The sequence below is a fragment of the Mesomycoplasma ovipneumoniae SC01 genome (assembly GCF_000218525.1).
Lineage (GTDB): Bacteria > Bacillota_I > Bacilli_A > Mycoplasmatales > Metamycoplasmataceae > Mesomycoplasma > Mesomycoplasma ovipneumoniae_A.
Map to the genome: position 1 here is coordinate 1 of NZ_AFHO01000015.1, position 6,401 is coordinate 6,401.

The window sequence follows — 6,401 nt, forward strand, 5'->3', positions numbered from 1 at the left end:
CAGATAAATAGTTTTAATATTCAAAAAGCGTGTTTTACCTATTTTTTTATCAATTTTATCTAAAATATCTTTTTTTAGCAATGAAATAAATTTTTCTAATTTAGCAGAGTCTATTTGGTGATCTAATTTTGATTTAATTGCGCTTTGAAACTCAATATACCAAAAAAGATGCTCTAAAAATTCAACGTTATTTATATTTTTTTCATCAAGATTTTGGTTTATGAATTCGACAATTTCTTTATTGCCATCTAATTCATTCTTAAAAATAAACTTAATAAATAAGTTAATAAATTTTAAAAAAAACGGAGCATTTTTTTCTAGTTTTACATTTATAATATTGTCAAAAATTTGCTTGGAAACATTAATTTTTGTCGGTTTGTCTGCATTATAAAAACTATTTAATAGCGCAGTTGTTTTAAACAAGTAAAAAAAATGAATTGGTTTTTTTACAAATTTACTATAATCAATTATTGTATTTAAAAAATCTTTTTGACTCTTAAAAAAATCGGGATGAGTCTTAATTGAAAAAAATACATAATTATATAAGTCCTCAAAAAAATCAGGGTTATTCTCTGGTTTTTTTGTTGTTTTATTGAATAAGTCTTCTATAGCTTGATTTATTTTTTGTTTCTTATCATTGTTTCCTACGCTTAGGTCTAAAATTTGCCTTAAAAAAATTGTTTTTGTAATATCAGGTGTTACGGGAAATAGAATATTTTCAATACTATAATCAATAATTTCCTTGTTTTTTTCAATCAAATCTGCTTCTAATTTTTGGTTATTTCCAAAATAATAATTAATTATAGAAACCATATAAAAAGTATATTCATCTGCTGAGTTAATAATTACATTTTTAGAAAACATTTTTATTTTTTCTCATTCAGACTCATTGTAATTATAAAAATTTTTGGTATTAAAATAAAAGGAGACTATTCCCGGTTCATCATTCATATCAGGTTTTATTTTAATATCATTGCTTTCAAAAGCCATTTCATAATAATCTTTTCAAGATTTTATTAAAGTATTAAGTGATTGTTGTTTCTGAACTAATGTATCGGTAAAATTAAATTTACCTAGAATATTAATTATCGATAAAAAAGGTATATATTTTCGAAAAAGTATGCGTTGTTTTTCTCTAAACTTTTTGTGATCATCATTAATTTTTATTAAAACCTCATTATTTTCAAAATTAAAATTAATTAATTCTTCCTTGATTCAATCTTTTATATCAAAAAATTCTTGAAAATCAAATCCATTTAATTTAAAATATAACAAAATGAAATTTAAATCCCGAAACAAATATTCTCTATCGTTTGTGACTTCGAATCTTTTCTTTTCTTTATTATAATATTTTGAAATTAAACTAATAAGTTTCGGCAAATTCTTTTTTGGATCTATATTTAAATAGATATTAGTTATATAATAAAGCTGATTAAATTGAATTTGGTTTGGCAAATTAGGTGCTATTTTTAAAATTGAATTTATTTTTTCAAGTTGAGATTTATCACCTGTCATTTTTGCAAAAGCAAAAATATTATTCGCAGTTTCGAAATCATATTCATCCTGAAAATTGTTTTTTAGCGCATAACTTATTTGTTGCTTACCCCTTTTCAACTCATTTTCTAAAATAAATCCATTTATTTTTTCTATGTAAGAGTTGGAAAAAATAGCAGAGGAGTTTGTGCTATTAATTAATGTTTTAGGTTTGAATGCATTTACCCCAACTTCAATATTTTGATTAAGAAAATAATAAATTAATGGAACACTTATACCAATAGAACCTATGCTTGCGCCAATAATTGAAAAAATAACTCATTTTTTTGTAAAAATTTTAGATGACATCTATTATTCTTCTTCTTCGTCCAAGCTCTCGGATAATTGTGAAACACTATTATAAGTAGAATTAGACGTTAACAAAACCTTGGTATAATCATATTCGGCAGCAGCAGTTGCATATTGGTCAAAACTTGAAACCTTATATTTTCAACCATTAAAGTCATAAATAATTTTAGCATATTTACTATTATGTTTGCTAATTTCGCTAACTAGATATCCATTTGAATCGATTGCAATATTAGTGCTTACTTTCCCACCTACGGAAAAATTACCATTGTATTTTACCTCTGCACCTACTTGAAATGAAGGGCTTCCTATTCCCGAAATCCAAGATGTTACCGCTAAATGTATTTCGTCTGGGTTATCGTTATATCTATTTTTTCTTCTAAATTTTGCTTTGGCGATACCATCTCATGAAACTTTATCTTGATAAAATAAACCGCCATAGTATGCTAAATCTTGTTTGCCTTCCAATGATATTCCAAAATAAAATTTTTCATTAGATTTTTCAGCGTATTGTATTACATTATTCTTTTTATTTTTATTTACTGGAAGCTCAAGACCGGTAAATCCGGCAAATACATAAGCATAATTATAAGCATTAGCATTTGTTTTCTGTATCGCCACAATTGTTGGGGTTAGAATGGACAGCGATAAAGATGCAAAAAGCATTGAATAAATAGAGAGTTTTTTTATTTTTGTTTTTAACTTCATTAGTTCTCCTTATTATTTTTTTTATTAAAATTAATTCTTTATTTTAATAAAATTATAACAATAATTATATCATAAAATATCTTGTTTTTTTATAAAAAAACACCCAAATTAAAAATATAAATGCAACACAAAGATATTTTTAAAATCGCCGTTCGGCGATTTTTTTAAACCTTAAATCACCAAGTTATCATTAAACACCTCTAATGCGGATTTTCAATTAAAAATTTCCCTAGGCATTGAGTTAATTTTGCTGATTGTATTTTGCAAATCATCATCGCTGATTAGGTTGAAATCAAAACCTTTTGGATAAAACCTTCTAATTAATCCGTTGGCATGCTCGTTAGAACCTCTTTGAAATGAAGTATATGGCTCTGCTTTATAAACTATTATTTTTAACCAATATGCCAATAATGCAATTTGCTCAAATTCAAATCCATTGTCGCAAGTGATAGTTTTGATATGTAAATTATGTTCATTTGCAAGATCTTTGATGGCTTTATTGATGACTCTGGGATTTTTATTTCGTACTTTTTTAGCAAATAATTTTCTGGTTTTTCTTTCTACTAAAGTTAGGATATTATCATGTCCACTGGTTTTTTTGCCAACTACTAAATCTAGCTCTCAATGTCCAAAATCTTGCCTTGAATCTATGGATTTATCACGAGCTCATATGGGTTTTACATAACCTTCTGGAACTAATCTTTGCACGGCATTTCTTGTTTTTTTTCCGCCTTTTTTGTAATATTGTCTGAGTCTGTTACTCCTAACTATTACCCATTTATTAGTTTTAATTCAGTTAAAAACAGTCTTTAAAGATGGTCTTTCAATGTTCGGAAAATTTTCTGCTATATAAAAATATGTCGCCTTAACTCCATGGACTTTTTTGTCATATTTTATTGCAAAAATTTTGCTAAATTCCTCATATTTTCCTAACTCAACAAATTTGAAATAATACCTATGATAATATCTTTTTCGTCTTTTTGTTATTGCTAAATTAGCTTCATAAATTCCATATTCATTTAGGTTTCTTTTAATTTCTCTTGAAACAGTTGAGGGCGAAACATTAAGTTGCCTAGCAATAAATCTAATACTTTTGTTCTGCTGCAATAAAAACTCAATTTTTAATAAATCTTCAAAACTAAAATGCTTAAATTTTCTTTTTTCCATGATGCTCCTAAATAAAAAAATGCAACAATAATATTATTATACCATTTGTTGCATTTTTATATTCTATTTAGGTGTTTTTTTATAAAAAAACAAGATAAACCCCAAATACTGAATCTAGAAGATTTAGTAAAAAATTTTTACCATTAAGAGCTTAGTATGTATTCTTTGCATACTCGAACACTTTCGGCTATTCGCATCACAAAAGTTAATTTCTTCATTTTTTTTATAAATTAGGTAAATTAGGTAAATTAGCAAACTAATTTAGGTATAAAATTACCTAAAAAATTATAAACTATTTTTAAGAAGTTCAGTAACAGGTTTTTTGTAATATTTTAATGATATGAAGAAATAGATAAGAAAAATAAGTAAACTAATTGAGAATCAAATTGCAATGAAATTGATAAAAATTTGTGTATAAGTTGGACTAATAAAATCAGCGGTTGTTATTAAATTATAAAAATATGGCATGCTAGGCAAACTTATTATTAGCCCTGATATTAAAATTAAGAAAGAAATTACAAAAATATTTAATATGTGTAACAAAAAGATTTTTTTAGTTTTTTCGCCTAGTGATTTAAGAATTCCAATTGATTTTAGTTTTGATTGTGTTAGATTTTTTGCATAAAGAACTGAAAAAACTACCAATAAAACTATAAGAATTACTTGGATAACAAGTAGTGCTGCTTTTACTAAAAAAGTGGAAGTTAAAACAAAAATTTTTATTGATTCAAGATCATTTGAATATAAAAAATTTGGAAAATCTTTCTTAAATGAGTCTAAATTTTCACTGATATTTTCAGATTTTAAAAATATTCTTGCGCCTCGTGGTCTTATTTCGTTTCTATATTCATCACCATCATTGTGCATTATGATTTGGTGCTTAAATTCACGTCTTTGTTCTTCGGGAGCGCCAACTTCAGATCTTTGTTCCTGCAAATGTTGGTTTTCCTTTAGATCAAAAGTTCCGACTATTTTAAAAGGAATATCTTGCCCATTTTTGTTTGATAATTCAACTTTAGACCCTATTTTTAGTTTCTCGTATTTGTCGATTTTAAAATCATTGTTTTTGTTTAACTCAGTAACTCTATTGTTAAAATCATCTATAAGATTATTTATTTCATCAATAGTGTTAACTGAAACAACAATTTCATCTTTATTTTTAGGAAGTTCACCATCACTAATTTTTAAATTTTCTACCTTTAAATCTCTTAAAAAATGTTTTTTTTCAACTTCTAATAGTTGAAAATTTCTTGTATTCAAAGGTCTGATTGTTATGTCACTGAAAAGCGAATCGCCGACTGTGTTTTTAACAAAAAAAGCTTCATTAATTTTTTTCGCTAAATTATAATGTAAAAAAGAAGGTATTCTGCGAAAGGCATCAGTTGAATAATTTACTCCGACAATAGTAACTTCAAAAATAGTTGGAATTTCATCAACATTCGAATTACGTATAGCTTTAATTTTAATTTTTTTGCCAATAGGATCAGTAATTTTTAATTTTGTGACAGCTGAATTTGAAATAATTATCTCATCTTCATTTTGTATAAAATTACCTTGAAGGTTTTTGTCATCAAATTTAAACCTATTTTTAAAAAAATCAGATTGGTCGATTAATTCAATAGCATTTTGCTCAGAAATTAATTCTTTGTCGTTATTATTATAAGTAAAAGCAAAGTTTTGAGTTGAATAAACAGGAATAATTTTATTAACAATGTCTTTTTTAGTATTGAATTTCTCGATTTCTTCGTCAAAAAATGGTGCTATTCTCTTTTTTTGAACCTCGAAAGAATCCAAATTGTATTGATGAATTCGTTGCGAGTCAACAACATTTGCTTGCGTATCAAGTGTAGCAAATAAATTCAGACTTAAAATGCTAATTAGAAATGTGATAATTAGTAAAGCTGTAATAATTATTTTATTTTTAAAATCTAGCTTCAAAAATAAAATAATTGATTTTAATTTGTCACTTATTTTTAAAGGTTTTTTTTCAAATTTAAAATTATAATCAGTTTTATTTAAAGATTTCCCTTTATTTATTTCTTCGATTTTATCAATTTCTAATACAGACTCATTTTTTAGATAAATTATTCTATCGCCGTATTTTTTAGCAAGATCTAAATTGTGGCTAACTATCAAAATAGTTTTATTTTTCTTTAATATTTGTATTTTTTCAAAAAGAATTTCAGCATTTTCAACATCAAGATTTCCAGTAGGTTCATCTAACAAAATAAAGTCAGATTCACGCGCTAATGATCGCAAAATTGCAATTCGTTGTTTTTGACCGCCCGATAAATCACTCACTTTATTTGCTAAATTTTCTTTTGAAATATTAACAAAACTTGCGTTTTCTTCAATATTCTTTTCATCAATATTAAAATTTATTGCATTTACGCCAATTTTAATATTTTCCATACCAGTAGCATATTCAATTAGGTTAAAATCTTGAAAAACCACGTCAATTAAAGGGTTTTTAACAATTTTGTTATCTTTATAAAAAAGAATTTCACCTTTATCTTTTTGACTAAAATTAGCAATCAGGTTAATAAGAGTAGTTTTCCCAATCCCAGAAGGCCCAACGACAAAGACCAACTCATTAGATGGGATGTCTAGACTAAAATTTTTAAAAATAGCTCTTCGGTTAAAATTTTTAGTCAAATTTTTAATTTTTATCATTTTTAAGTAGC

Annotated in this window: 4 protein-coding genes; all 4 read right to left on the reverse strand. The window is 25.6% G+C overall.

What is annotated here, in order from left to right:
* Positions 1-1,842: hypothetical protein (locus tag MOSC01_RS04900; RefSeq protein WP_010321337.1), on the reverse strand; the 1,842-nt coding region annotated here is incomplete at its 3' end.
* 3 nt (positions 1,843-1,845) lie between these two features.
* Positions 1,846-2,550 carry a hypothetical protein gene (locus MOSC01_RS0103115; RefSeq protein ID WP_010321338.1) on the reverse strand — a complete coding sequence of 235 codons (705 nt, stop codon included), beginning with the start codon at positions 2,548-2,550 and terminating at the stop codon, positions 1,846-1,848.
* 171 nt (positions 2,551-2,721) lie between these two features.
* Positions 2,722-3,717: an IS30 family transposase gene (locus tag MOSC01_RS0103120; protein ID WP_010321339.1), complete on the reverse strand. Its 996-nt coding sequence runs from the start codon at positions 3,715-3,717 to the stop codon at positions 2,722-2,724.
* 285 nt (positions 3,718-4,002) lie between these two features.
* A partial coding sequence (locus MOSC01_RS0103125) for an ATP-binding cassette domain-containing protein (protein ID WP_010321340.1) occupies positions 4,003-6,401 on the reverse strand: 2,399 nt, incomplete at its 5' end.